The 26,255-nt window shown below is 40.3% G+C and carries 15 protein-coding genes and 13 pseudogenes; 3 read left to right on the top strand and 25 right to left on the bottom strand.

Going from position 1 to position 26,255, the window contains the following annotated elements:
- Positions 1 to 64: 64 nt before the first annotated feature.
- The 11 genes and pseudogenes from AEX56_RS01045 to AEX56_RS00995 all read right to left on the bottom strand — a co-directional run bounded on the left by AEX56_RS01045 (position 65) and on the right by AEX56_RS00995 (position 12,118).
- A pseudogene (locus AEX56_RS01045) lies at positions 65 to 1,509 on the bottom strand (YfcC family protein).
- 177 nt (positions 1,510 to 1,686) lie between these two features.
- Positions 1,687 to 2,570, bottom strand: a pseudogene (gene arcC, locus AEX56_RS01040) (carbamate kinase).
- Between the two features lie 147 nt (positions 2,571 to 2,717).
- The gene (gene argF, locus AEX56_RS01035; RefSeq protein WP_049617564.1) at positions 2,718 to 3,731 is read right to left on the bottom strand and encodes an ornithine carbamoyltransferase; all 1,014 of its coding nucleotides are present in this window, start codon (positions 3,729 to 3,731) and stop codon (positions 2,718 to 2,720) included.
- 117 nt (positions 3,732 to 3,848) lie between these two features.
- A complete protein-coding gene (gene arcA / locus AEX56_RS01030) occupies positions 3,849 to 5,078 on the bottom strand; it encodes an arginine deiminase (protein ID WP_049617563.1) in 1,230 nt (409 codons plus the stop codon).
- A 237-nt stretch (positions 5,079 to 5,315) separates the two neighbouring features.
- The gene (locus AEX56_RS01025; RefSeq protein WP_049617562.1) at positions 5,316 to 6,011 is read right to left on the bottom strand and encodes a Crp/Fnr family transcriptional regulator; all 696 of its coding nucleotides are present in this window, start codon (positions 6,009 to 6,011) and stop codon (positions 5,316 to 5,318) included.
- 603 nt (positions 6,012 to 6,614) lie between these two features.
- Positions 6,615 to 7,159 (bottom strand): annotated as a pseudogene (locus AEX56_RS09175) (superoxide dismutase).
- 104 nt (positions 7,160 to 7,263) lie between these two features.
- Entirely contained in the window at positions 7,264 to 8,295 is a 1,032-nt protein-coding gene (gene holA, locus AEX56_RS01015; protein WP_049617561.1) for a DNA polymerase III subunit delta, read from the bottom strand.
- A gap of 147 nt (positions 8,296 to 8,442) precedes the next feature.
- Positions 8,443 to 8,844: a hypothetical protein gene (locus AEX56_RS01010; RefSeq protein WP_049617560.1), complete on the bottom strand. Its 402-nt coding sequence runs from the start codon at positions 8,842 to 8,844 to the stop codon at positions 8,443 to 8,445.
- A 168-nt stretch (positions 8,845 to 9,012) separates the two neighbouring features.
- Positions 9,013 to 11,098 (bottom strand): annotated as a pseudogene (locus AEX56_RS01005) (ComEC/Rec2 family competence protein).
- A pseudogene (locus AEX56_RS01000) lies at positions 11,082 to 11,270 on the bottom strand (ComEA family DNA-binding protein); the annotation flags it as partial. The pseudogenes AEX56_RS01005 and AEX56_RS01000, both read right to left, overlap by 17 nt.
- A 92-nt stretch (positions 11,271 to 11,362) precedes the next feature.
- Positions 11,363 to 12,118, bottom strand: coding sequence for a lysophospholipid acyltransferase family protein (locus AEX56_RS00995; RefSeq protein WP_049617558.1), 756 nt, complete (start codon positions 12,116 to 12,118; stop codon positions 11,363 to 11,365).
- Positions 12,119 to 12,234: 116 nt separating this feature from the next.
- On the opposite strand from AEX56_RS00995, the gene AEX56_RS00990 reads away from it, so the two are divergent.
- Both AEX56_RS00990 and AEX56_RS00985 read left to right on the top strand, forming a co-directional pair.
- Positions 12,235 to 12,990, top strand: coding sequence for a tRNA1(Val) (adenine(37)-N6)-methyltransferase (locus AEX56_RS00990; RefSeq protein WP_049617557.1), 756 nt, complete (start codon positions 12,235 to 12,237; stop codon positions 12,988 to 12,990).
- Positions 12,971 to 13,237 (top strand): GIY-YIG nuclease family protein, encoded by a 267-nt coding sequence (locus AEX56_RS00985; RefSeq protein WP_049617556.1) that lies wholly within the window; start codon positions 12,971 to 12,973, stop codon positions 13,235 to 13,237. Before AEX56_RS00990 ends, AEX56_RS00985 begins: the two co-directional genes overlap by 20 nt.
- A gap of 77 nt (positions 13,238 to 13,314) precedes the next feature.
- On the opposite strand, the gene AEX56_RS00980 is transcribed toward AEX56_RS00985, so the two are convergent.
- The 13 genes and pseudogenes from AEX56_RS00980 to AEX56_RS00920 all read right to left on the bottom strand — a co-directional run bounded on the left by AEX56_RS00980 (position 13,315) and on the right by AEX56_RS00920 (position 24,734).
- Positions 13,315 to 13,602 carry a hypothetical protein gene (locus AEX56_RS00980; protein WP_049617555.1) on the bottom strand — a complete coding sequence of 96 codons (288 nt, stop codon included), beginning with the start codon at positions 13,600 to 13,602 and terminating at the stop codon, positions 13,315 to 13,317.
- 88 nt (positions 13,603 to 13,690) lie between these two features.
- On the bottom strand, positions 13,691 to 14,101 hold the full coding sequence (locus AEX56_RS00975) for a GNAT family N-acetyltransferase (protein WP_049617554.1): 411 nt from the start codon (positions 14,099 to 14,101) through the stop codon (positions 13,691 to 13,693).
- Positions 14,098 to 15,141 (bottom strand): sensor histidine kinase, encoded by a 1,044-nt coding sequence (locus tag AEX56_RS00970; protein ID WP_049617553.1) that lies wholly within the window; start codon positions 15,139 to 15,141, stop codon positions 14,098 to 14,100. Before AEX56_RS00970 ends, AEX56_RS00975 begins: the two co-directional genes overlap by 4 nt.
- Before the next feature lies 1 nt (position 15,142).
- Positions 15,143 to 15,765, bottom strand: a pseudogene (locus AEX56_RS00965) (response regulator transcription factor).
- Positions 15,766 to 15,859: 94 nt separating this feature from the next.
- A pseudogene (locus AEX56_RS09430) lies at positions 15,860 to 15,979 on the bottom strand (LPXTG cell wall anchor domain-containing protein); the annotation flags it as partial.
- 171 nt (positions 15,980 to 16,150) lie between these two features.
- Positions 16,151 to 16,624: pseudogene (locus AEX56_RS09425) on the bottom strand (SSURE domain-containing protein); the annotation flags it as partial.
- Positions 16,625 to 16,777: 153 nt separating this feature from the next.
- A pseudogene (locus AEX56_RS09420) lies at positions 16,778 to 16,882 on the bottom strand (YSIRK-type signal peptide-containing protein); the annotation flags it as partial.
- A 171-nt stretch (positions 16,883 to 17,053) separates the two neighbouring features.
- A pseudogene (locus AEX56_RS00955) lies at positions 17,054 to 18,615 on the bottom strand (DEAD/DEAH box helicase).
- 263 nt (positions 18,616 to 18,878) lie between these two features.
- Positions 18,879 to 19,262: a PH domain-containing protein gene (locus tag AEX56_RS00950; RefSeq protein ID WP_049617552.1), complete on the bottom strand. Its 384-nt coding sequence runs from the start codon at positions 19,260 to 19,262 to the stop codon at positions 18,879 to 18,881.
- A gap of 84 nt (positions 19,263 to 19,346) precedes the next feature.
- A pseudogene (locus AEX56_RS08105) lies at positions 19,347 to 20,400 on the bottom strand (flavocytochrome c); the annotation flags it as partial.
- Positions 20,383 to 22,076 (bottom strand): annotated as a pseudogene (locus AEX56_RS00930) (ABC transporter ATP-binding protein); the annotation flags it as partial. The pseudogenes AEX56_RS08105 and AEX56_RS00930, both read right to left, overlap by 18 nt.
- The gene (locus AEX56_RS00925) at positions 22,054 to 23,790 is read right to left on the bottom strand and encodes an ABC transporter ATP-binding protein (protein WP_049617551.1); all 1,737 of its coding nucleotides are present in this window, start codon (positions 23,788 to 23,790) and stop codon (positions 22,054 to 22,056) included. The pseudogene AEX56_RS00930 and the gene AEX56_RS00925, both read right to left, overlap by 23 nt.
- Positions 23,791 to 23,885: 95 nt before the next feature.
- A complete protein-coding gene (locus AEX56_RS00920) occupies positions 23,886 to 24,734 on the bottom strand; it encodes a DegV family protein (RefSeq protein ID WP_049617550.1) in 849 nt (282 codons plus the stop codon).
- A gap of 187 nt (positions 24,735 to 24,921) precedes the next feature.
- Between AEX56_RS00920 and AEX56_RS00915 the strand changes: the two are divergent.
- Positions 24,922 to 25,200, top strand: a pseudogene (locus AEX56_RS00915) (TetR/AcrR family transcriptional regulator); the annotation flags it as partial.
- 89 nt (positions 25,201 to 25,289) lie between these two features.
- On the opposite strand, the gene AEX56_RS00910 reads toward AEX56_RS00915, so the two are convergent.
- Positions 25,290 to 26,159 (bottom strand): hypothetical protein, encoded by an 870-nt coding sequence (locus AEX56_RS00910; RefSeq protein WP_152907861.1) that lies wholly within the window; start codon positions 26,157 to 26,159, stop codon positions 25,290 to 25,292.
- Between the last annotated feature and the right edge of the window lie 96 nt (positions 26,160 to 26,255).

Here is a 26,255-nt window from a genome sequence, read left to right as displayed (position 1 = left end):
TTTCAACCCTAAATCTTATGAGTGAAAGTTTTCCATTGCTCTATTCTATTATACTATATAAAAACTATATAAAGAAGGTTGCGAGTACGAGAATAGCAATACTTGCCACAAAAATCATGACGATCAATTTGCCGATGTATTTCCACCAAGTAGTAATATCAATACGACCAAGAGCGAGAGCACCCATAACGATACCTGATGTTGGTGTAATCAAGTTCAAGATACCTGATGCAGCTTGGTAGGCTGTGATGACGAGGTGAGCAGGAACATTGGCAAATTCACCAAGAGGAGCCATGATACCCATTGTTGCACCAGCCAAACCAGAAGTTGATGGGATCAAGAAGGACATTGGCAAGTAGAAAATGTAGGTCAAGATGATAAACAATTGAGATGGAAGACCAGACAAGCCATTTTCACCCCATTTGAGGATGGTCGCTGTAATCATACGGCTACACCATTCATAAAGACAGTGATGAAACGAGATTCTTCCATGCGATAAAGAATACCTACCAAGATAGCCATCATCAAGAAGAGCATAGTGATTTCTGGGAAGTACCAAGTACCCAAAGCAGCAGAATGTCCAAAAAGTTGACCAAACCCTGGAATACCTTGAAGGAAATTGTTGAGATTATCAAATAAGGTAATATCAAAGCCTCCCCATGGAATCAAACCGAGAATCATAATGACAAAGGTCAAACCAAATGTCCAAAGAGCTGCTTTTTGTTTACCTGAAAGTGTATCAGAAACTTGTTCTACTTTGAAGTAAGCATGGTCTGCTTCACGAGTCGCAAAGGTATAAGATTTACTTGGATCTTTTTCAATTTTGCTAGCGTAGCGATAAACATAGAAGATAGAAATACTCAATGTGACAGCAAAGAAGATAATGCGCCACAACATCCCTTCTGCCAAGCCGATCCCAGCTGCATCAGAAGCCACACCTGTCGCAAATGGATTGACCGTAGAGGCCAAACATCCAATCTGTGAACCAATCAAGATAATGGAAACAGCTGTAATGGTATCAAAGCCAACCGCCACCATGACTGGGATCAAGAGTGGATAGAATGCCATGGTTTCTTCACCCATCCCGTAAGTGGTTCCTCCAAGTGCAAAGAGAAGCATCAGGACTGGAATGAGCATTTTTTCACGGCCTTTGAATTTTTTCACGACCGAAGCAATCCCTACATCAAGGGCACCTGTCTCCGTTACAACACCCAAGAATCCACCTACCATCAAAATAAAGAAGGAAACTTGGATTGCCCCATCAGTCGTCACACCTGTCGCTTCGTTGGTGTAACCAAGCATCCCACGAATTGGTGCCATGACCACCTCATAGAAGCCTTGTGGATTAGCCGCAACTGTTTCATATGTTCCTGGAATAACATTTCCATCCTCAACGGTATAAGAACCAGCTGGGATGAACCAGGTCAAAATCGCCATAATAGCGATAATAATGAATAGAACAGTATAAGACGAAGGCATCTTAAAGCCTTTTTTTACTTCTTGTTCCATCTGAACAACCTCCTAAATAAATAGAATTGTGAGAGATAACTCTCAATGAAATATGTCCATTTTTAAAGGTATTTCATCGTCCTCCTCAACAAAGAAATACCTTTCATATTTTTAGAAAACTCTTACATTTATTATAGCAGAATTTAGAAAAATTGAAATAGGGTTTCCACAAATAAACTAGTCTTTCTCAATAATCGTGCCACTTTCTGACTCGATAAGAGCACCAAGATTTTCAAGGGATGTAATGACTGCTTTTGAGCTTGGTTTATTGTTTACGAAGGCCATGGTTGCTTGTACTTTTGGCAACATTGACCCCGGTGCAAATTGATCTTGTTGGATATATTCCTCCAATTCTGCAACTGTCACATGTTCCAATTTCGCTTGATCTGGCTTGTTAAAGTTGACAAATACATAGTCTACGCCTGTCAATACGATAAAGAGATCTGCATCGACCAATTCTGCCAGCCGTTGAGAAGCAAAGTCTTTATCGATAACGGCTTCGACACCGGTTAAGCTTCCGTCTGCTTCTTCGACAACTGGAATGCTTTGATAGCGACTGGTTGTGGAGAAGCGACAACTTTACGCCAGCCACGTCCTGCGTCTTCCTTGAAAGTTGCGCCAGTTTTTTCTGCTTCCGCTTTTGCTTCTTCCTCTGAATAGAATGGACCGATTGGTTTGGTCAAATTTTCAAAGGCTGGATCTGCCTTATCTACAATCACTTGCGTCACAACAGAAGCCACTTCTTTTTCAATTCCTTCTTCAAGAAGAGCATTTTGAAGAGCATTTTGAAGCCAGAAACCAATTGAGCCTTCTGTCATGGCTACAAGTGAGTCTAGTGGAAAGGCTGGATTTTTTTCTGAGTCCGCTGCCAAATTTTGTAAGAGAAGATTGCCCACCTGTGGACCATTTCCGTGAGTAACGATTAAATCATCCCCATTTTTAATCAATTTCACCAAGTGTTTAGCTGTTTGCATCAAGGCTTCTTTTTGAGCTTGTGCAGATGGATCGGATGAAAGAATGGCATTGCCCCCCAAGGCTACTACTATTTTACGTTTTGTCATAAATGTCTGTGTCTCCTATTTCTATGAATGTCTTTTTCAGGATAACCCTCTTAGTTTAAATGAGGGTGGATCACACCAAATAGGAGGACTAGGCTAAGGAATAGCCCAACCCTCCCGCTGATGGTAGTTTACAAGTTGGTTTCTAGATTATACTTTTGGAATAAAGAGATTGCCAAGTGTCGCTGCCATAACTGCCTTAATAGTGTGCATGCGGTTTTCAGCTTGGTCAAAATGACGCGCATATTTGCTGCGGAAGACTTCATCTGTTACTTCCATTTCTTTGACACCGAATTTTTCAGCGACATCTTTACCATAAACAGTATTTGTATCATGGAAAGCTGGCAAGCAGTGCAAGAAGATAAGATTATCGTTTTCAGCTTTTTTCACAAGATCCATATTTACTTGATATGGTTGAAGCAATTCAACACGTTCTTTGAATTTGTCTTCTTCACCCATGGATACCCAAACATCTGTATAAAGAACATCTGCGCCTTTTACCGCTTCGTCTGCGTCTTCTGTGATGACGATATGTGCTCCACTTTCTTTGGCATAGCCTTCTGCCAGTTTCACGATTTCATCTTCTGGGAAGAGTTCTTTTGGTGAGAAGATATGCACATTGACCCCAAGAATAGCACCTGTCACGAGAAGGGAATTAGCAACATTATTACGGCCATCACCACAGTAAACCAAAGTCAAGCCTTCTAATTTGCCAAAGTTTTCTTTAACTGTCAAATAGTCTGCCAACATTTGAGTTGGGTGCCATTCATCTGTCAAACCATTCCAAACTGGTACGCCTGAGAATTCAGCCAACTCTTCGACCATGCGTTGGCTAAAGCCACGGAATTCAATCCCGTCAAACATGCGCCCCAAAACTTTAGCAGTATCTTCAGTAGATTCTTTTTTGCCAAGTTGGATATCGTTAGCACCGAGGTATTCAGGATGAGCACCAAGATCAATAGCTGCTGTTGTGAAAGCTGCACGTGTACGAGTAGATGTTTTTTCAAACAAGAGAGCAATGTTTTTGCCTTCTAAGTAATGGTGAGGGGTCCCACGTTTTCTCAAATCTTTCAAATGAGCGGAGAAGCCAATCAAATACTCTAACTCTGCGCGTGTGAAATCTTTTTCTGCTAGGAAGCTGCGTCCTTGAAATACTTGTGTCATTTTATTGTTCCCTCTTTCTCTTTTTTCTGTTTCTTTTCGTTCGTCTATCTTTTTTTCTGATAAAAGTAGAATGCTAGCATCCCACCAATGACGGCTGTAAAGACGATCACTTCCATATTAGATATCTTCGCGTTCAAATGGCATTGACATGCAACGTGGTCCACCACGACCGCGAACCAATTCACTTCCGTGAATCTTAATCAAACGAAGCCCTTTTGATTCAAGAATGGCATTGGTAATAGTATTACGGTTGTAAACAACTACCACACCTGGTGCAATGGTTAATGTATTTGAGCCGTCATTCCATTGTTCACGACCAGCTGCAACCAAGTTGTCCCCACCACAGCGAATGAGTTCTACTTTTTCAACACCAAGGTTTTCTGCTAAGAGTTCTGCCAAATCACCTTTTTCTTCGACGATGTGCAACTCTTCATTTTCGTAAGTGACAGAATAAACACGAAGGTCGCCTTCAATTTCTGGGTGAATGGTAAATTTATCATAGTCTACCATAGTGAAGACGGTATCCAAGTGCATGAATTTACGGTTGTTAGCAAATTCGAATGCCAAAACTTTCTTGAAACCTACACTTTGTTTAAAGATGTTTACCAAGAGTTTTTCAATTGATGCTGCGTCCGTCCGTTGTGAAATACCTACTGCCAAGACATCTTTTGAAAGTACCAATTCGTCCCCACCTTCGATACGAGTGTTTTCAGAACGATCATAAACAAAAGGTACTTTACCAGCATAATCTGGGTGATAATTAAAAATGTATTTACCGTAGAGAGTTTCGCGATTCCGTGTTTCAGAATACATGTGGTTGAGTGAAACAGAGTTCCCAATTGTTGCAAATGGATCACGAGTGAAGTAAAGGTTTGGCATTGGATCAATGGCAAATGGATAATTTGATTCAACTAAGTCAGGCAAGCCTTTTTCTTCAGATGGAATTTCTGGCAATTCTGATTTTTGGATACCCGCCATAGTTTTTTCAATCAATTCTTGATTGTCTTCAATAGCGAGAAGGAATTGACGAATCATTTTTTTTGTAGCGCGTCCACGAATATTGGCTTCTTCAATGTACTCATCGATGAATTGCTCACGAATTTCTGGGCTTACCAAAGATTCCGCAGCTAATTTTTCAAGATAAAGTACTTCAATGCCTTCATCACGCAAAGCTTGTGCAAAAGCATCGTGCTCTTTTTGAGCATCTTCCAAGAATGGAATATCATCGAACAGTAAACGTTCCAAATAGTCAGGCATTAGGTTTTCAATTTCTTTGCCTGGACGATGAAGCAAAACTTTCTTTAGTTTGCCAATTTCTGAAAATACGTGAATTGGATGTTGTGACATCTCAATACCTCCTTTTTCCTTTATGTAAGTCTTTCCTTACCGATTTCTTACCCTTAGCATAGCACTTATTGTGAACGTTTACATGAAGAAGTCGACAATCAGTTTGCCAAATTTTTCTCATTTTCTAACTTATTTTTTTATTTATATTCATATTAAAGCGCTTTCTATAAATATTTTATCTATTTTGCTTATTTTTTCGATATTTATTTTTATTGAAAAAAATTAAAAAACCCGTATTTAACGGGTTTCTGACAGATGTTCTAAAAAAAAGTCAATATCCAAAAATGTCAATTTTTTATGAGAATAAGCAATCCGATTTTCCTTCTTCAATCGCTTCAATACCTGACTGGCCGTCTCTCTTGTGGTAGCTGCTAAACGTGAAATCTCCTGAATATGAATCGGAAAAGGAAGGGTGTTCAACTGAGCCGCCTGACAAATATCCCAGTAAAGCAAGGCCAAAACCTGAACGACACGCTCACTGGCGCTTGCTACCATGGCATTTCGCAGCCTTAACTCTTCAAAGCGTAAGATGTTGGATAACTTTTTGGCGAGGTAGAGCATTTGGCGGGGATTGATTTTCGATAAATCTTCATACAGATTCATGGGCACCATAAAATACTCTAAGTCAGTGACTGCTATGGCAGTGTAATGATAAATATCTGTATTAAAAATATCTCCAAAGGGAAAACTTTCTCCCTCTCGAATGTAATCTAAATAGGAAAATGTCCCCGTCTGGTCATATTGCTCGATCCGTGCATACCCTTTATGGAGAACAAATAGGTATTCCCGCTTATCACCACCAAAGAAAAAAATTTGCTCCCGAGGTATCTTTCGAAAACGAATTTCCTTTGCCAGTTGATCGAAGTGTTCCACTGGAAAATGGCTAAAACTAGGGCGGTTTCGCAAAAAGCGATACTGTTCATTCGTAATCATTTTAGATGGACGATTCCTACCTCTCTAATCACAACTACTTTGATTGTAGCACATTTTCACATTTTTTTAAACCGCTTTCCTATTTATGCAACAAGTGGAAGTGGTATTTAATCACTTCATCGACTATATAGCTAAACTTTTTCGCCCGATAATAGGCAGGTTTTACAACTACTCCAGCCCCTGCTACATAGAGCTTCCCTTGAGAATATCTGCATCAACATTAAGATTTTCAACCACTTTTGATAGGCTAAAAACTCCTATATCCATATTGTATACCTCATAAACAAACGAAGTTTAGACAATTACCTCTATACAAATCCCAAGCCTTCAATTTCAGAATAAAATGGACCCAAGCAGGCCCATTGATCATTATTAACAAAATGACACTACAAAACCAGCCCTAACGAGGCTGGTACCAGTCATTATTTATTGCTTCTTTATAAAGTTCTGCTACTTTATTCCACTCCTCAGTTCCATGGGCTAAATGCTCCATGTCACACGCAAAGTTCTACGGAACCTTTGCTAGAGTAGAGGACTGACTAGCCTTTTTTCAAAAAAATATCGTTTTCTCAAAAAGTGGTCGCCAATTCAAGCGAGAAATAATTAAGCAATTGCTTCTTTGTAAAGCTCATCAACTTTTGTCCAGTTGATGATATCAAAGAAAGCTTTGATGTAGTTTGGACGAACGTTGCGATAGTTGAGGTAGTAAGCATGTTCCCAAACGTCAAGTGCCAAGATTGGTTTTTTACCTTCCATAATCGGAGTGTCTTGGTTTGGAGTTGAAAGCACTTCTAACTTACCTTCTTTGTTGACAACGAGGAATGCCCAACCTGAACCGAAGCGAGTAGTCGCTACTGCAGTGAATTTTTCTTTAAACTCGTCAAATGAACCAAACGCTTCATTGATAGCTGTTGCTACTTCTTCTGTAATTTCTGTTTTTTCTGGAGAAAGAAGTTCCCAGAAAAGTGCGTGGTTGAGATGACCGCCACCATTGTTAATGACTGCCTGACGGATATCTTCTGGAATAGAGTTGACATCTGACAAAAGTGCCTCAAGATCTTGTCATGGTGGAGAGTCATTGTTTCCGCATCGATCACTGGCTCAAGTGCATCGTAGGCATATGGAAGTTCTGGTAAAATAATTGCCATTTCTAATTCCTCTTTTCATTATAATTTAATATATTTATATCTTATCAGAAAATAGCAGAGCTTTCAAAAATTTTGTTTGCGAGCTTACTAATTAGCTTGGATGATCAATCAGCCGCAATCTTAATCATGGCAATGTCAAAAAGGTAATCTTTATCGTAGACACCTGTCTTGATTTGGTAGTCTGTCTCAATCAGCAAAGCCACTACTCGCTTCAAAAATTCAAGTGACAAACCTCTGGAATCTCGAAGAGCGAATTTGACTTGGTAAGGATTGACTTTGCGTCCTAGTAAATCGGATAAATCTCCAACGATTTGTTGCTCGCCACGTCCTTCTCTAACTAAGAGTTGCACCTGCAAGAACATCCGAAATTGATTGAGCAACACTGCAATGAGTTTTATTTCATCTTCGCCCTGTAAGCGTAAATCCTTGACCAAATTTCGAGCTTCGTCCATCTTTTTAGCCAGCAAAAGCTGAATCAAATCAAAAAGATTATCCTGCAAGGTCTTAGGAATAGCAGCTTCGATGTCTTCAAGAAGAATTCGTCCATCCTTCTTATAAGAAGACAAAAAGAGAAGATTTTTAGTCATTTCTGAGAAATCGAGATTGGATTTAGCTAAGAGACGCTCAAAGACGCCACTATCCATCTCAAGTCCTAAACGTTTACTTTCCTTTTGGAAATAGTTACGGAGCTCCGCTTCTTTCGTCTCACTAGCTTCAATCAGGACTCCATCTCGCTTGATGAGTTTGACCAAACGACGCTTACTATCCAATTTCCCTGACGCACAGATAATTAGTCTCGTCGTCTCACTGGGTTGTTCCAAATAAGCTTCGAAAAGTTTTAATTCCTCATCTGTCAAGTAGCGCTTTTTATCCGTTGTTAAGTCCGCAAAATAATCCAAAATCACGATTTTTTGGTCTGAGAAAAAAGGCAACGATACTAAGTCCATTTCTACCTGTCCATAATCCGATTCGGACATATCAAAATAAGCGTAGGTCAAATCGCTAGCATCAAAGCCCAACTGCTCGAATATAGCTTCTTTTGCCAGCTGATATTGCCCTGTATCGTCGCCCGCCAAAACTGTTAGGAGCCCAAGCTTTTCCCTGTTTAATTTTTTGATCTCTTCTATTGCTATCATAGTTATTATTATAGCATATCCAACAGAAACAAACCGATTTCTTGATAATGATATCTGAATTTTAAAAGAGACTATCATTTCTGACAGTCCCTAAACAAATGGTCGTATTAAATATAATAGCTATCTCGCCTTGAAAACGACTGAGACTTAATTAAAATCTCCGTATGACAAGTCAAGATTTTGTGCACGATTGTAGATTTCTTCATCTGAAAGTTTTTCATCCGTATAGCGATCATTTAATTTACCATAGATAGAACTTCCGTGGAAATCTGTATACTCTGGTTCAGTGTATGTAGGCTCATAGGTGTATGAATCTGCTTGCGAACCAAAATCACCATAGGATAAATCAAGATTTTGTGCACGGTTGTAGATTTCTTCATCTGAAAGTTTTTCTTCAGTGTAGCGGTTGTTTAATTTGCTATAAATGGAGCTACCATGATATTCATTTGCTGAAACCATTGAACCTTGACCTAAAGTTACCACCAAAGCACCTGCAAGAGCTGCTGCCGCCAAACTAAATTTTACGTTTTTTGAAGTCACTGTTTTCATAAATGACACCTCTTTCTTTTTGTTGAATTAAGTATAACAAGTAGAAATAAAGAAACACTAAGTTAATTCTTAATTAATTCTTAAATGTGTCTTATGAATTTGTAAATTCTCAGAATATCAGTCGTTTAAATACGATTTTCTAACTTATAATCCTTTATTTTAGCTACCTTACAGTTTAGTTTCCACACCCCAGCTTTTACATCCGTGAAAACGGATAGCCCCTTGCTCGTCCGTACGATAAACCAGCATTTTCCTCTCCTCAAACCTCTCTAACGTCTCCTGATAAGGATGCTGGTAACGATTATTTTGTCCAATAGATAAAAGCGCCACTTCTGCCTAGAAAAGCTGGATAAGAAGATCCTTTGGAGCCATGGTGCCCTGCTTTAAGAATGTCCACTGGTAAATTTGCATAGGATCGTATCAACTCTAATTCCCCATCTTCCAAATCTCCCGTAAAGAGAAATTTCTTGTCCAGCAAGTCGCCATAAAGCACGATGGAATCATTATTGCCACCATCACCAATCTGACTAGGATAAAGCACTTCTAGAAAGGAGTCAAAAATGGGAAATTGCTCCCCCACTGACACGACTTTAACAGGAACATGGGTTTCTTTTAAGACCTCGACAAATTCTGGCACCGCCAGACTTCCCGGCGATACATAAATCGTTTTTAAGCTAACCGCTTTGGATAGGTCCAAAAGATCTCCGCAGTGATCTGCGTCTGTATGCGTGATGCACATACTATCAATATGATCAATCCCTCGACTGTAGAGATAGGGAATTAGTGTCCGCTCAGCATTGGCTGTGATGGATCTTCCTTCGGCGTAAAGTCCGCACGACCACCTGTATCAATTAGCATGGTCTGCCCTGTCATATCCCGCAAAAAAATGCTGTCTCCTTGCCCGATATCGACCATCGTCACTTCATTTTCCATTGGGTATTTTGTCAGTAATGAAAGCCCAATATCAGCAGCAGACATAGCAAGACCAGCACATGCGGTTTTCCAAAAACCAAGGGCTGACTAGCCCAAGAGGATACACACATAATGACCTTTTCCAGCCAAACAAAGAGGACATTAACCTGTGTGATGGGAATGATAGCCGACACAGCACGATTGACCAGGGTTGAAAGGTAAAAAACGTGCTAATAAGTAGGGGTAAAATTCCGACAGATAGAGTCAGACTTTCCATTGCCAAGCGCTTATAGTGGGACAATTTTTCAAAGTCAAATACTGTCAATAAAAAGGTATAGGCAAAACTGAGCTGTCCTCCTGCTGTCAAGAGAAAATGTGGCATGAGCAAAAAACAAATCATGGCTGTCAACGCCAAGTTATCTAGTTTTGTTATCCCAGCATTTGCCAGCAACTTCTGGATGAGCGATCGCACAACGGAAACAGAAAAACCTGTTAATCCGCCGTAAATAAAGGAAAAGGGATATTGCAATTTATCCACTGTTTCACATTTTAGTCCTATTCGCAAGAAAAAATAACGGATTTTATCAATAAAAAATCCCACCTGCATACCAGACAAAGCAAAGAGATGGATAATGCCCAATGAGGAATAGGTATCACTCATTTCATCAAAATCATGGTCTAATTCTCCAAACAACAGTCCTGCCATGTAATGACTCATAGGGGCAGGAAAGTGTGATTTGATATGCACCAAAGCTTTTCTGCGCCAGATAGACACCCAGTCAAATGGATTCCACGTCCATAGAACTTGACTACTCTTTATTCTATCAATGGAAACTATCCCGTGAATCCCTTGCGTTTCTAAATAAGCTGCATAGGCAAAACCATTAAAATTTCGTCTTTCTTGGGGAAGACTCACTTGGCCAGCAATCGTCAGACTGATGATTGCTGTTAGACCTTGAAATGCTTTCTTTTCTGCTTCGCTCTCTAGTTTATAATAGGCTTGATAAATCTGTCCTGCATTTTTTCCTCTAAAGGATAGACTATCTCCATTGATTGCAATAGTATCTGGTATGACTTCAATCTGAGAAAGATGGACTGGTAGCCTAGCTTTTTGTTGCTGTGCCCAAAAATACCGACCGACAAAAAGACTGATAAAAATTAAGAAAATAGGTAATATTCTTAGACATGGCTTAACACCCTGCTGGTGAATCAGGCGAATCAGCAAGATGACGACTAATCCAATGGTCAAAATGGTTGGACGATAGATGGCAAAATAGAGTGCGATGAGTACTAGAACCACATGAATTGGGGAAATGGACCACTTTTTAATCCACTGTGACATAAGGTTTCAGATTCTCTAGAGTCTTATCGCCAATACCCGTGACATTATTGAGGTCATCAACAGATTTGAACTGACCATTTTCTTGACGGTAAGCAATGATATCAGCGGCACGTTTGGCACCAATACCTGAAATTGTCTGTAGGTCAGCTTCGGTCGCTGTATTGAGATTAACCAATTGTTGATGAGATGGATGATTTCTTGCTTCATAAATTTCCCTCCATCTATTTATTCGCAAAACATAAAAAATAAGTTGACAAAGTCAACTTATTTCTTCATTTGATCTGTTAAATCTGTAGTAGGATTCCACACAAAGCTAGCTAAATAGCTAAATAAATAAGTCAATCCTAAAATAAAGGCAACAATAAGCAATACAGGCGCACGATAGATAAAGGTCCAGAGACCTGATTTTTCATTTGTCTGATGAGAACCCGCAAGAGCATCCAATCGACCAAATTCATGTTCAATACGGCGCGTAACTTCTGCCATACCTGCATCATCCAAACGCTTGATGTCTGAAATATCGATTGGATTGCCAAAAGCCACATCAATTCGCTCCCCACGTAGGAGTCCCTTAATAGTCATAGGACCAATATAAGAAGCAGGCATCGTTTTCACCTTTGCTGTCTTGGCAATGACTGCTACCCCTCCTTTTAAGTCCTGAGAATGTCGACTTCCTGATGGAAACATCACCAAGGAACGATTGCCTTTTTTAAGCATATTGACAGGATACTTGATGGCTGCTGTACCAGGATTTTCACGATCAATAGGAAAGGCACCACATTTACGAATCCACCAGCCAAAACCACGGTCCTTAAACAATTCCTTTTTTGCCATGAATATAAATTGCTTAGGAGCCGCCGCGTAGCCAAGAAAAACAGGATCCCAGAATGTTCTGTGGGGCGCAATCAAAATATAATTTTCATCTTGAGGTAAGATTTTTTCACGATCATGATAATGAATATTCCCATTAATTGCCCACAGCAAGAAGACTAATAAGGAACGTAAATAAGTATAAAACATGTTCTTCTCTCCTTTTCAAATCTTCTTCATTATACCATATTTAACCTTGATTTTTTCAGGACAAATGATTTTTAGCTCCGCTGTCACTGGATGGGGAAATATGCTATACTATTTTTATGAAAAATCAGTCTCTACTTGCTGGTGAGCGTATTGATCAGCTCTTTTCCAGCGATGTCAAAATTATTCAGAATCGCCAAGTCTTCAGCTATTCGATCGATAGCGTTCTTTTGTCACGCTTTCCAAAATTGCCAAGCCGTGGTCTCATTGTCGATCTTTGCAGTGGAAATGGGGCAGTTGGGCTTTTTGCTTCTACCATGACCAAAGCCCAGATTGTACAGGTTGAACTGCAAGAACGCTTAGCAGAGATGAATCAATGTTCCATCGCCTTAAATGAGTTAGAAGATCAGGTCTCTGTTATCAACGATGATTTAGCCAATCTGACACAGCACCTTCCTCGTTCTCATGTTGATCTCATCCTCTGTAACCCTCCCTATTTTAAGGTAGACGAGGATTCTAATCTCAATGAGAGTGAGCATTATTTGTTGGCACGCCATGAAATTGCCACTAATCTGGATAGTATTTGCCAAGTGGCTCAACAAGTTCTCAAGTCCAATGGACGCCTATCCATGGTACATCGTCCTGATCGATTTTTGGATATTTTAGATACGATGCGTCGCTATAAATTAGCCCCCAAACGCGTCCAATTTATCTATCCAAAAGCTAGCAAAGAGGCTAACATGCTTTTGGTGGAAGCCATCAAGGACGGCTCAACAGATGGCTTAAAAATTCTTTCACCGCTCATTGTTCATCAAGAAAACGGTGATTACACCCCAGAAATACACGAAATCTATTATGGAAAAAATGGAAACTAAGGCTTATCTCTATGTCCTCGAATGTGCGGATGGCACGCTCTATACAGGCTATACGACAAATGTAGATAGACGCGTTCAGACCCATAATATGGGAAGAGGCGCTAAGTACACACGAGCCCGTCTACCCGTTACATTGCTCTACCAAGAAGAATTCGCCAGTAAACAAGAAGCCATGAGCGCCGAAGCCTATTTTAAACAAAAAACAAGAAAACAAAAACTTGATTATATGAAAAAACACATGGACTGATGCCATGTGTTTTCTCTTTTCCTATGCGCTGCACGATGACTGCATATTGACAGATACCAAAATAAATACTTCGAACATTATCTTCCAATCTCATCTTCATCATTTTGCCACATTTTAAAGAAGATAATCGGTGCCAAAAAATAGAAAACCAGATAAACAAGGCGAAGGAGCAAGGAAAGACGTGGGATTTTTTCTTCCCAATAGTCCATTATAAAACTAAAACAAATGAGACAAGCTATAAAATAAAGAGCCAATAATATGTATGGTACTTCAAATAAGTGCTTTTCTAACATCATCAAACAAATAGCACATACCATAGCCCCAAAAATAAAAACAATGAAGTCAAACTTCAAATCCTTTTTCATACAACTTCTCCTTTCTTGTTTTATCTTATCATACTTTCCTTATTCCAAAAAACGCCCCCATTAAAGGGGGCGTTGCTGATAACTTTTTTTACTTTTTCTCCACTAAGGTGAAAGCTCTGCAACGAATAGTTTCTACATCTGAAAAGCCAACTGAAGTATAGAATTCTGGGGTCTTTTGCGTTTGATCTGTCAAGAGATGAATTTGGTAGACATGGGAAAAATGTTCCAAAGTTTCTTGCATGAGCCTTCGCCCAATTCCTTGACGTTGGTAATCTGGCAATACAATGATATCCTGAATAAAAAGGATAGATGCGCCGTCGCCAACTGCTCGTAATAGTCCTACCAACTTTCCTTGGTCACGCGCCGTCAAAACAAACAAAGTCTGCTTGAATGCTTGTTCCAACATAGCAGGATTACGACTATAATTGGTCCAGCCTACTGCTTCATAGAGTGGCAAAACCTCAGCAAGCTCTAAATGACTTTCTTGCCTGATATTCATTTGGTCTGGCTCCTATTCAACAGCAAAGTGAAGGTACTTCCCTTGCCATATTGGCTGTCCACCGTTATTTCGCCACCCAGTTGATGGGCTAACTGACGAGCAATATAGAGCCCTAAACCATGTCCGCCCGTTTCCATATTCCGAGAAGCTTCTACACGATAGAGACGCTTGAAAATAGCTTCTAACTCCGCTTCCTTAATTCCCATTCCTTGATCCACGATAGCAATACGAATCTGCTTATCATCACCCATCGCACGAATGGTGAGTGTGGTTCCTTCTTTTGAGTACTTAAAAGCATTGGTAATCAGATTTAAGAGAATACGAGATAATTTATCATAATCGCTTTTTATCTTTGCCACCTGCGGAGCAACAAACAAGTCAATTTGACGTTTTTCTTGTTCGATTTTCAACTGAAATTCGGACAAAATCTCCAGCAGCATTTTATCCAAATAAATGGTTTGGTGCTGACCATTTTGCAATGGACCATCTAGTGTTTCCAAGGTCAAAAAATTCAATTCTTCTACCAATTTGTTAAGGCGATTGGTCTGACGTCCCACTGTTTTGAGATAGTGATGCACTTCGTCAGCCGGAATCACACCATCCAAAACCCCTTCGACCGTCGCTTGGATAGAGGTAATGGGCGTTTTGATGTCATGAGTTAATTGCGCTACTATCGTAGCTTTTTCTTTCTCACTCGCCGCTAAGGATTCAAAGGTATCCTTCAATTCAGATGCCATCTGATTGAAACTACTTTCCAATTCTCTAAATTCCAAAGGTGATTGAATATGACTTTTTGTGTCAAATTTTCTAATGGACAAGTCTTTCATCTTGCGTTTTAATTTGCCAAGTGAACGAAAAACCCTTGTCAATAAAAGTAAGCTAATCAAGGCCCCTACGAGACCTGCTAAAACTGTGATGAGCAAAATATAGGTCACTTCCTTGCCATCAACCAACATGCGACTGACCCCGAAAAAGACACCCAAAACCGTGATCACAATGGAAACAAGATAGCCCACAATGATATAATATTTTAATTTCATACTAATCCTCTAATTTGTACCCTAATCCCCAGACAGTCTTAATGGACGGCGTCTGGTCTGTACTAAATTTTGCCAAATCATTTCGCAGAGAATGAATGTGAACATTGAGCGTATTGGTATCATCCATATAGTTGGCTTCCCAGATTTTTTCATAAAGCTCAGTCTTTGAAAACACACGATTTTTATGACTTGCCCTCGTCTGGCATAATTCATGGTCAAATCCCCTACGGTCAATGCATCCTGCGATTCTTGTTGCCCATAAATACGCTTTAAAATATTGTTGACGCGCAAAACCAATTCTCTCGGGCTAAAAGGTTTAGAAATAAAATCATCTGCTCCCAAGCTCAAAGAATAAATCTTATCTGGTTCCGAAATTTTTGCCGTAATAAAGAGAAAAGGTTGGTCTGGATGAAGCACCAAAACTTCACTGATCAAATCATAACCATCCATCTGAGGCATCATAATATCTGTGATAATCATATGAAAAGAAGAGATCTTGACCTGATGAAGTGCCTCAACACCATTATGGGCAATTTCCACTTCATAGCCTGCCTGTTTAAGATACCGTTGATTGATGTCAATAATCTCAGGTTCATCATCCACTAATAAAATTCTATAATTCATCTTTTACTCCAGTATGGAAAATAGTGTTATACTTCTCTTTAGTATAACACTATCCTCTATAAAGCTCCATATAATTTGGAAGGTCTTTTCGCAATTAAGCATCTTTTTTAGATGTAAATTTCAAGAAAGACACACCTGCAATGGTAGCCGCTAAAATAATTCCTATTAAAGTGACAATCGAATGGCTTTCTTCACCAGTTGAAGGCAATGCTTTGGTCGCTTTTTTATGGCTATCCATAGACATGGGTTTAGTCATCATGTCTTTTCCTTCTGACATCATGCCATCTTGACCTGTCATCGTTTGCATAGAGTCTTGATCCATCTTATCTTTCATGCTCATTGCATTTTTATCTTGACCCATCATGTCCATTTCTTGATGAACGGTCACGTTTACCATCTTTTGACCAATCACATTCATCACGTCTGCCATGCCATCTTTGGCACCGTAAACGGTCACTGTTGCTTGGTAAGTATGGGTACCATTCGCTCTCAATTGATCCAACAGTGCTTGATCTTCCAAGCCCGCTGCATTACCATCAAGAGCTACTTGGTAGAAATAGCTGCCTTTACTGAGGTTATCAACTGGTAGTAGAGCAGCGTTCATAGCTGTACCATTATCTGACCACGGCGCACCATTGGCTGCTTTCAACAAGAGACGTGTTAACATGCCATCACCACCAAAAGCTTCAAAAGGAATCACCTGATTCACACCTGCTGTGAATGGTCCAGGTACTTGCGCTGCTTTGAGGTAAGATGCTGGCACCTCTGTCTGCTCTTGGATATTGTTGGCGAGAGCGTCCTTGACTTGGTCAACTGTTGTGATCATGTCCATCATGATCGCATCACTAGCAGGTGCTACCTCAAGAGCAGGAACCACTTCTGGAGTTTTTGCAGTAGGATTCACAGTGGTCGCGTCCATCATTGAAGCCTTCATTGGCACTTCCATAGACATAACTGTTTCTGCAACTGGAGTTTCCTGCGCACCAACCCTTGTTACCGGGCTTACTAAGGCAAAAACTCCACTCGCTAGTAGGACTGAGGCAGTTCCTACACTGAATAGGCGGATGGTCCATGTTTGATAAACTGATGATTGGTATGGGTTAGTTGATTTTTTCATTTTCATAAGATTTTCCTCTTTTCTCTTTGTTACATATTGTTGAATAAAGTATAACAAGAGGAAATTAAGCACTTCTAAGCCAAATATTAACTATTTCTTAAATAGTGCTTAGGATTTTCTTAAAGTTGATGGCAAGTAAACAAAAAAACGCCCTCTATGAGAGCATTCTTCTTATTTATCACCTTTATTACGGATAACAAACCCTGTTTTCTTTTCACTTGAAGTGTTTTTATGTGGTTTTTTGTTGTCTTGACGGCGATTATCGCGTTTGAATTTATCATCGCGGCGTTTGAAGTCGCGACGACCACCTTCACGATCATCACGATCACGACGACGATCTCCACGATAGCCACCACGGTCATTGCGGTCACGATTGCCTCGTCCACCACGATCACGGTCGCGTCCTCCGCGGCCACCTTTACCTTTTCCACCAAATCCATTGCCGGATGGCTTAAATGGTAATGGTTTTTCACGGGCAATTTCCACTTCTGGCATGCTATCTGGATCTTGAACTGTTAGGGTCAAGATATAGAGCGCCAATTCTTCTGGTGTGAATTCTTGTGCCAATTGAATAGCATCACCCTTGAATTTATCAAAGTTAGAACGAATCGCTTCATCCGCAAAATCACGTTCGATTTTCTTGAGTGCTACTTTTTTCTTAGCTTGGAAAGCCTCTTCAGCAGTTGCTGGTTTGAGACCTTTCATGCGTTTTTTGGTCAAGTTCTCAATGATTTGAAGATAACCCATTTCATTTGGAGAAACAAAGGTGATGGATTGACCAGATTTACCAGCACGACCAGTTCGACCAATGCGGTGAACATAGCTTTCTGGATCTTGCGGAATATCATAGTTGTAAACGTGGGTTACACCTGAAATGTCCAAACCACGCGCTGCAACGTCTGTTGCAACCAAGATATCAATTTGATCATTCTTGAAATCGCGAATGACACGAAGACGTTTATTTTGATCAAGATCCCTACACGACGTTTTGTCCGACCAAACACGATAGACAATTCTGGCTGGTCTACATCCATGAGGCGTGTCATGGTATCAAATTTTTCTTGCTCTTTTACACGAAGATAGTATTGGTCTACATTGACGTTGGTCAATTCTTTTGCCTCAATCTTCACATGCTCAGGCTGTTTCATAAATTGGACACCGATACGCTTGATAGCATCTGGCATGGTTGCTGAGAAAAGAAGCGTTTGGCGTTCCTCTGGCACACGGCTAATGATAGCTTCGATATCCTCAAGGAAGCCCATGTTAAGCATTTCATCTGCCTCGTCCAAAATCAACGTCTCAATCTTGTCCAATTTCAAGGCTTTGCGTTTAATCAAGTCCAAGAGACGACCAGGTGTGCCGACAACGATATGGGCCCCTGATTTCAAGGCTTTGATTTGTTTTTCAATGCTTGATCCGCCATATACAGAGCGGACTTTAACGCCCTTGTCACGACCAAAGCGGAAGAGTTCTTCTTGTGACTGAACTGCCAACTCACGCGTTGGAGCAATCACGAGGGCTTGAATGGTATTATCTTCTGTATGGATTTTTTCTAAAGTTGGCAAGCCAAATGCTGCCGTTTTACCTGTACCAGTCTGCGCTTGACCAATGACATCCTTACCTTCAAGTGCAAGGGGAATGGTCAATTCCTGAATAGGAGACGGTGTTTCAAAGCCAGCCGTCACGACTGCAGATAAAATATCTTCTGATAAGTTAAATTCTGTAAATTTCAATGTATTCTCTTTTCTAAAAGACGGTGCGAAGCCGTCTTATCTAGCTTGTAGTTGAATGACTCTAGATCATGTTGCCAACAGTTTCCATTATTTTTCAATAATCATTTTTCACGCGGGAGCAATCTCCCTAAGTCATAAGACCACAAGTTCTTTGCGATTGACAACCTATCTAGTGTACCATACTTTTCAGTAAATTCCTAGAGCCATGAGTTAAAAATACGTTTTCACAAAAAAATCTCATCCTAAGATGAGACATTTTTAAACTAATAACCTAGGACCGCAGCAGCCAATGCTTGCTGAATTTCCACGACATTTTTATCACTCTTAAATTGTAGCGTTTCGGCAGGTTCCATAGCAGAGCTAATCCAAATTTTTAATTCTGCATCCAAATCGAAATGACCAGAAGTTTCCACCGTAAAACGTGAAATCGAACGGTAGGGAATGGATTTGTAAGAGGTTTTCTTGCCTGTCATTCCTTGCCTATCCACCAAAATCAAGCGTCTTTCTGTAAAAACAATTAAATCACGCACCAAAGAAAAAGCTAATTCTACACGTTCACCTGCCACCAAGATAGTCTCTAGTTGACGCTCTACTTGCTCATTATCTTTTTGAGATGCATTTCCTAGTAAACCTGAAAAAATACCCATAGAAAACTCCTTTTGCTTTTTCTTCATTCTATCAAAATAGAAAAAGAAATGCGACCAAGAGCCACATTTCTGTTCCTGTTAAATTTATTTTGCGTGTGCCGCTGATTGAGTACCAGCTTGACGACCAAAGATAATAATATCTGCAACTGCATTACCACCGATACGGTTTTGACCGTGGATACCACCTGTCACTTCAGTATGGTGAATACCTGGTGCCACTTTGATAGCGTAGTAAGGTGCTTGTGATAAATCTTCATCCATACCTGTTGTACGACCAAAGGCTGCATCTGATTTATCTGCAACAGACTTGTTCCATGTATCCAAAGTTGTTTTCAATGTTGCTTCGTGTATTGTTCGATAGCTTTTACACGACCACGAAGAGCATTGTCAAAGACTACATATGCATAGTTTGGATCTAAAGCGTTAATGGCTGCAGAAACCGTATCGCGAGTTTCTAATTCATTAACAAAACGCTCACCTTTACTGTTAAGAAGGATAGCTCCTTCACCACGAACAGCCTCAGTAATCAAGTAAGCTGTTTTTTGCTCAACAGATGGGTGAATTTGAATTTGTTCCAAGTCAACTGTCGCAGCACCTTCTTTTTCTGCAAGAGCAATCCCGTCACCTGTAGAACCTTTTTGGTTTGTTGTAACATACCCTTTCAACTCAGGTTTTAATTTAGTAACCATTTCCATGTTGGCACCGAAACCACCTGTTGCAAGCACAACTGATTTAGCCGCAACCTTTTTTCTTTACCATCAATTTTAACGGTTACACCAGTAACCATGCCATCTTTATCAGATAACTCTGTTACATCCGCATTCACAAATGTAGGAATTTTACGCTCTGTCACATTAGCATACAGTCCGTCAACTAGGTAACGACCCACTGCTAAACCATCCGCTGGACGGTGAGTACGAGTGACGCTCATACCACCAGTTGTTGTAATGTTATCAAGAGTAATATTCATGCTATCCAACTAGTCAATGGCTGAAGCTGAATTATCTACAAGATAACGAAGCAATTCTTTATCGTTGGTACCTTTACCACCTTTAAATGTTTCTTCGTAGAAGAGATCGTTGCTATCTTCAATTCCTTGTTCTTTTTGGAATTTAGTTTCCGAAGCATTCATACCAGCTTGCAGCTGATACATTTTTTGATAGGTTCCGCCGAGAGCAAGAAGCTCATCATGCGTTCCTGCTTCGATAATTTGTCCCTTGTCAAGGACGTAGATACAATCTGCATCTTGAATGGTAGACAAGCGATGAGCAATAGCGATCGTTGTTCTCCCTTGACGCATTTTTTAAGGGAAGTCTGGATGACTTCTTCTGTCTCTGAGTCAATATTGGCTGTTGCTTCATCCAAGATTAAGATTTTGGGCTCAGCAGCAACGGTTCTTGCAAAGGCAATGAGTTGGCACTGACCAGAGGAAAGTGTCGTTCCTCTCTCAGTCACAGGATTTTCATAACCTTTCGGCAGGAGGCTGATAAATTCATCCGCATCAACAAACTTGGCCGCAGCCACTACGTCTTCTCGCGTCAAATCCTTTTGGTACATACGAATATTGCTTTCAATCGTCCCGTGGTAGAGGAAGGGTTCTTGTAAGACCAGACCAATTTGCTGGCGCAATTCTTCTTGATGGTAATCCTTGATATCCACACCATGAATTAAAATCTGGCCACGTTCAAATTCATAAAAGCGCATAAAAAGATTGATGATGGACGATTTTCCAGAACCTGTATGACCCACAAAGGCAATAGTTTCACCCTGATTGACCCTGAAGGAGATATGTTTGAGAACATCATGTTTACCATCGTAAGAAAAACTAACATTTTTGAATTCAATATTACCAGACTGAATCGCTACATCGTGACCTGCCTGAATGGGCTCAAAATCCTTCTCATCCATCATGGCAAAAACGCGCTTCGCAGAAATCATTGATGTCTGCAAGGTCGCAAAATTCTGTGTCACGTCAATGAGCGGATCAAAGAGCTGGTTGATATACTGAATAAAAGCATACATAATCCCAGCTGTGAAACTCGCCGTTTGCCAGTTGAGACCAAAGAAGGTCAAAATTACTGCATATGCCAAAATCTTCAGGACAGACATAGCTGGACGCAAAAAGAGAGAATTAACATTGATGGACGCTCTTCCTGACGAAAGGCTTGTATAATCCGCATTCCCTCGATAGATTCAGCCAATTTGACGTTGATATCACTGAGTTTCCGTCGAGTCATCATAACCAGCTCATTAGACAGCTTACGGTACAGCCGGATTGATCCCCAAATAATTGGTAAAAATGGCAAAATATAAAGCGTTAATTGCCAATTAAGGCGTAGCATGGTCACCAGAGTTGCTGTAAAGATAAAGGCAGATGACAGAAAGCTGGAAAACACAGTACCAAACATATCAGCCACTGCTTGAGTATCATTGGTAATGCGAGAAACAATGGATCCTGCAGGCGTTTTATCAAAATAAGACATGCCTAAGCGCTGGATATTGGCGAAGGTTTCCTGCCGCATGTCGCGCACAATACTATAGGCCACCTTTGAAAAAGTATAATTTCCGATGAAGGAAAAAACTACGCGCAAAAGGAAAATCAAATAATAGATTCCTAGAAGCCATAGGCCTGAGGCTGCAATGTCCTTAGCTACATAATGGTCAATATAATACTGAGCTATCAGAGGCACTGCCATCCGAGTCAGAGTGGTCAAAAAAAATGAAGACGAGTGCTAAAATGGTCCACCACTTGTAGCGGTTGACATAGGCCATCATCCGTTTCAAAGTGGACTTAGATGTTTTTTCTTTCTTCATTTTGGCTCTCTTGATAGGTCTCATAGTACCAACCTTTTTGCGCCATCAACTCTTCGTGGTTTCCTCGCTCTTTGATGGTACCATTTTCCATAACAATAATTAAATCTGAGTGAACAATGGCTGATAGACGATGAGCAGTGATAATGGTCGTCTTTCCTTGACGTTCATTTTTGAGATTCTCCACAATCAAATGCTCCGTTTTAGCATCAACCGCAGACAGGGAATCATCCAACATCAAAATATCTGGATTCATGGCTAAGGCACGACTCATGGCAATCCGCTGTTTCTGACCACCAGAAAGCGATACGCCACGCTCACCGATAATGGTATCAAAGCCGTCTGGCATTGCCATAATATCCTCATAGACGCCGCATAATTTTGCCGCATGCTCTACTACCTGATCAGACAAGCTTGGATCCGCAAAGCGAATATTGTCACGAATGGACATAGCAAAAAGCACTTGATCCTGTGGCACATAGCCCATGAGGGAACGTAAATCCTGAAGACTATAGTCGAGGATATCATGATTATCAAGCTCGATATGACCTACTTCCACATCCCGCTCCCGCAACAGTAATTTTAAAAGAGTTGTTTTTCCAGAACCTGTTGGACCGACAATTCCCAAAGTCTGCCCTTTTTTAATGCCAAAATGCACATGCGTTAAGGTCAGTTGTTCGTCGTAGCTAAATTGGTTAATGGCATAGGTCAAATCACCATTTTCGATAGATGGTAAAGGTGTCTCACTTTCTTGAATGTCCGATTCTTCTTCCAATAATTTCTCAATCCGTTCATAGGAAACTGACCCACGTTGAATAAGATTGAAAAGGAAGTCCATAGCTTGAAGAGGCCAAACCAACATATCCAAATAGGTAATAAATGTAACCATTTCACCGATAGTAAATTGACCCCGAGAAATGAAAATACCACCAAAAATCAAACTCAGAACATAAGATAGTCCAACAAAGATGGAAATCATAGGATCAAACAGTGAATTGAATTTAGCAGAGGTTATATTTTTTTCAAAAACTTCTTGATTGGTCTGAGCAAAACTCTCCACTTCCGCAGTTTGATAGCCAAAAGACTTGGTTACACGAATGCCGGATACACTTTCTTGAACGCGATTGTTGAGGTTTGAAAACGACTCCTGAGCTGCTTTAAATGCCGCATGATTGCGACGGCCTAAAAAGCTACTCCCCATTGCCATAAATGGCAGAGGAATAATGGCAATCAAAGTCAAACGCCAATCCAAGACAAAAAACATGGTCAAAAGTGTTACAACAGCGGTGATAGAAGCATCTACGGCTGACATAACTCCAGCTCCTGCTGTCATCGTCAAAGCATTGATATCATTGGTCGCGTGCGCCATTAAGTCACCTGTCCGATATTTTTGATAGAAAGATGGTGACATTTTAGTAAAATGTTCAAAAAGTCGGAAACGCAAAATCTGTCCAAAATGATTAGAGGTCCCTAAAATGTACATACGCCAGATATAACGTAGGATATACATACCCAGACCAGATACAACCAGATAAAAAATATTCCAAAATAGTTGCGAATGGGTCAAATTTCCTGCAGCAATGGCATCAATAACTTCTCCCATCACTCGCGGAGGCACTAAATTGAAGACACTCACCAAAGCTAGGGCCAAAATCCCAATCACATATCGTTTTTTCTCCAGCCGGAAAAACCAGCCTAATTTTCTTATCAGATACATAAAAACTCCTTTTGTCTAACTCTTCCATTATACGCTCCCTTCCTATCAAATGCAAGGAAAAGAAAAAACCTCACTCCCGTGAGGCAATTCTCTTCTTAGCCAATCTCATACCCCATGAGAAGACCGTTTTCTTCGGCGTAAAAGCTACAGAGTCCAGACGTTGGAATGATTTCCAGCTGTGCTTGTGGAAATTCCGCCAGTACCATCTCTGAAAACTGCTGACAGAATTTGTCACTATTACGATGCGCCAGTGTAATGCGTCCACCCATATATCCAGCTTTTTTTATTTCGTCAAATGCGGCGCTCAGCGATTTTTTATGACCGCGAGCTTTTTGAAGCAACTCCAAAGTCCCTTCTGCGCTTGCTTCTCCCACCATACGAATGTTAAGGAGTCCAACAACTGTTCCAAGGAATTTACTGAGGCGACCATTCTTAACCAAATTATCCACCTTAGCAAGAACGAAAAGCAATTTAGTACGCTGTTGATAAGCCTCTAGCCCTGCAACCACTTGCTTAAAGTCTAGCCCCATTGCGATGAGGCGATTGGTTTCATAGACCAGTAAATCCATCTCTCCACCTGCAGATAAACTGTCAATAATGTGAATATTGACATGGGGATGTCCCTCAAGGAAGTGCTCCCGTGCCAATCGTGCACTATTGTGGCTACCTGAAAGTGTCCCAGTCAAGGTAATAACAATGACATTCTCTGTCCCCTCATAAGCTGTATCATAGGCTTGCGGGCTAGGGCAGGCTGAGCTAGCTGCACTGGAAGAAGCATACATGATTTCCATCATCTGATCGATATTGAGCTTTTCATCATCCAAAAAAGTCTCTTGTCCAACCTGAACAGTCAAGGGAACACTGACAAATTCCGTGTCCTTAGCTAAGTTTTCCAAGGTTTTATAGTCACAGCCAGAATCGGCAATAATTTTCCATTTTTTCATTTCTTCTCTCACTTTTACTCATCTCAATAGTATTTTGGAAGATTTTTATTTGACATACAAACTATCTTCTTTTACAATTATAGCATGGAGGCTGGATATGCGAACAGAATTTACTCTCCGCTGTCACAGTCACATGCAGGTCTTGGCAAATGGCCGCTCTGCTATTCTAGAAATCGAGGACAAGATGATGAAAAAACGGACCATTTCCCCTAGCTCACTCAAAAATCTTATTATTTCCAATAAAGAATCCAATCAGCTGACCAAAGAATCCATTGAAACTGCTCTGCTATTTCTCATGGAGAAAAAAGATCTCCACCAGATTTCTATCTCCGAATTGGTTCGCAAGGCGGGGGTGTCGCGTAACGCTTTTTACCGCAACTACAAGTCTAAAGAGGAAATTTTAGAACATGCCTACGCTCGCAAATCACAAATTTGGGCTGATAAATGGCAACATTTGCAAGAGCGCATTCAACGTCAAGGACGACGAATATTAGCCAGTGGATAAAAGAGAAGAAAAAATAGGAGGACGAATTCGTCCTCCTATTTTTTATCTACTTATTTACTCACTCTCCAAATGGAAATTGGTTCTTCTTCCTCTGTTAACGAGAAACGATCTAGAATTTTTTGTTCATGAATATCCATATAGATAAGTTCTTTTTCAACGATAAAAAGCAAGTTTCCGCTCTTATCAAGGGTGAAAAATTGAATTGCAGGTACACTTGTCGGCAAGAAATCCCCTAATTGTTCAGAAAGATTGATAAAACTAGTTTCCTTTGTTTTAGTATTAACAATCGAAAAACCCACTTTATTGATGCTGGTACTATCATGATCAATGAAGAGAAAGTCTCCCTGTAAAGTCATGCTTCTAGGGGCATATTCTAGGAGCGTCAAAAATGCCTGCTGATGATTGTCAAGATTCGTTATAAGGAGTTGATTATTCAGTTGAACTTCTGTGGTTGACAGGTCACGAACAGAATGAACAGGAGTGTAGAGTAAATTGCCTTCTACCAAACTATCCGAGAATCGATAGTGCTGATTTGCAGTTTCATATAGAGGTTCTTCTGAAATGAAACTCAAATCTTTTTCGTCAATCGTTATCAACTGACTGTGATACTGATCATCTTGTCTGTCTCGAACAGCTTCTAATTGCAATACTCCATCTTGATTACTGATGAAGCTGAACGGAGCAAGGAGAATTCCATCATAGGTTACAGATTGCAATTCTCTTCCCTGCTTATCAAATTGAGTCAGTCGAGCCTGATCCGTATCAGCCTGCCAAGTATAGAAATGCTCCTTGGTTTGTCCAGCCCCATCTGTCGCGAAATAATCTGTCTCTTGTGTCTCAATATTTCCTGTTTTAAAATCAAGGCTAACGGTAGCTATAGGATATGATGAGGGGTAATCCCATCCCTTAGAAAAGACCAAATACCTATCTTCTATTCGTGCTCTCGGAAAGATATAATGCACATATTCAGCAATCGTTTCCTTTTGATGATTCACTAAATAAAGTTTATTTTTACT

Origin of the sequence: Streptococcus sp. X13SY08 (assembly GCF_001182825.2) — a bacterium.
GTDB lineage: Bacteria > Bacillota > Bacilli > Lactobacillales > Streptococcaceae > Streptococcus.
This window is presented reverse-complemented; position numbering and strand designations above follow the sequence as displayed.

Excerpts from the sequence above, each read along its gene's own strand:
- argF (WP_049617564.1), bottom strand. The coding sequence starts at position 3,731 with ATGACACAAGTATTTCAAGGACGCAGCTTCCTAGCAGAAAAAGATTTC.
- arcA (WP_049617563.1), bottom strand. The coding sequence starts at position 5,078 with ATGTCACAACATCCAATTCACGTATTTTCAGAAATTGGCAAACTAAAG.
- AEX56_RS01025 (WP_049617562.1), bottom strand. The coding sequence starts at position 6,011 with ATGATTACGAATGAACAGTATCGCTTTTTGCGAAACCGCCCTAGTTTT.
- holA (WP_049617561.1), bottom strand. The coding sequence starts at position 8,295 with ATGATAGCAATAGAAGAGATCAAAAAATTAAACAGGGAAAAGCTTGGG.
- AEX56_RS01010 (WP_049617560.1), bottom strand. The coding sequence starts at position 8,844 with ATGAAAACAGTGACTTCAAAAAACGTAAAATTTAGTTTGGCGGCAGCA.
- AEX56_RS00995 (WP_049617558.1), bottom strand. The coding sequence starts at position 12,118 with ATGTTTTATACTTATTTACGTTCCTTATTAGTCTTCTTGCTGTGGGCA.
- AEX56_RS00990 (WP_049617557.1), top strand. The coding sequence starts at position 12,235 with ATGAAAAATCAGTCTCTACTTGCTGGTGAGCGTATTGATCAGCTCTTT.
- AEX56_RS00985 (WP_049617556.1), top strand. The coding sequence starts at position 12,971 with ATGGAAAAAATGGAAACTAAGGCTTATCTCTATGTCCTCGAATGTGCG.
- AEX56_RS00980 (WP_049617555.1), bottom strand. The coding sequence starts at position 13,602 with ATGAAAAAGGATTTGAAGTTTGACTTCATTGTTTTTATTTTTGGGGCT.
- AEX56_RS00975 (WP_049617554.1), bottom strand. The coding sequence starts at position 14,101 with ATGAATATCAGGCAAGAAAGTCATTTAGAGCTTGCTGAGGTTTTGCCA.
- AEX56_RS00970 (WP_049617553.1), bottom strand. The coding sequence starts at position 15,141 with ATGAAATTAAAATATTATATCATTGTGGGCTATCTTGTTTCCATTGTG.
- AEX56_RS00950 (WP_049617552.1), bottom strand. The coding sequence starts at position 19,262 with ATGGGTATTTTTTCAGGTTTACTAGGAAATGCATCTCAAAAAGATAAT.
- AEX56_RS00925 (WP_049617551.1), bottom strand. The coding sequence starts at position 23,790 with ATGTATCTGATAAGAAAATTAGGCTGGTTTTTCCGGCTGGAGAAAAAA.
- AEX56_RS00920 (WP_049617550.1), bottom strand. The coding sequence starts at position 24,734 with ATGAAAAAATGGAAAATTATTGCCGATTCTGGCTGTGACTATAAAACC.